The organism is Onishia taeanensis, assembly GCF_013349955.1.
GTDB classification, from domain to species: Bacteria; Pseudomonadota; Gammaproteobacteria; order Pseudomonadales; family Halomonadaceae; genus Onishia; species Onishia taeanensis_B.
In genome coordinates this window covers 1-353 of record NZ_JABVXC010000084.1, presented here as the reverse complement: position 1 = coordinate 353, position 353 = coordinate 1, and the positions used below count along the sequence as shown (strand labels likewise).

The 353-nt window shown below is 71.1% G+C and carries 1 protein-coding gene; it reads right to left on the bottom strand.

Going from position 1 to position 353, the window contains the following annotated elements; translation table 11 throughout:
• Window positions 1–353, bottom strand: a 353-nt coding sequence (locus HUS66_RS18195; RefSeq protein ID WP_175072469.1) for an aldehyde dehydrogenase family protein, incomplete at both ends; no start/stop codon positions are given.

The following is a 353-nucleotide window of genomic DNA, read 5'->3' as shown; positions in this document are numbered from 1 at the left end:
AAGCCCACCGCCTTGATGCGGGCATCGCGGACCAGGGCCTGACCGATATCATTGCCGGAGCCGTAGATCAGCGAGAAGACGCCCTCGGGCAGCTCGCACTTGGCCACCGCCCGCTGTATGGCCCGGCCGACCAGCTCAGAGGTGCCGGGGTGGGCCGAGTGGGCCTTGACCACCACCGGGCAGCCCGCCGCCAGGGCCGAGGCGGTGTCGCCGCCGGCCACCGAGAAGGCCAGCGGGAAGTTGGAGGCGCCGAACACGGCGACCGGGCCCAGGGCGATATGGCGCTGGCGCAGGTCGACCCGCGGCATCGGTTCGCGTTCGGGCAATGCCGGATCGATGCGTACATCCAGCCA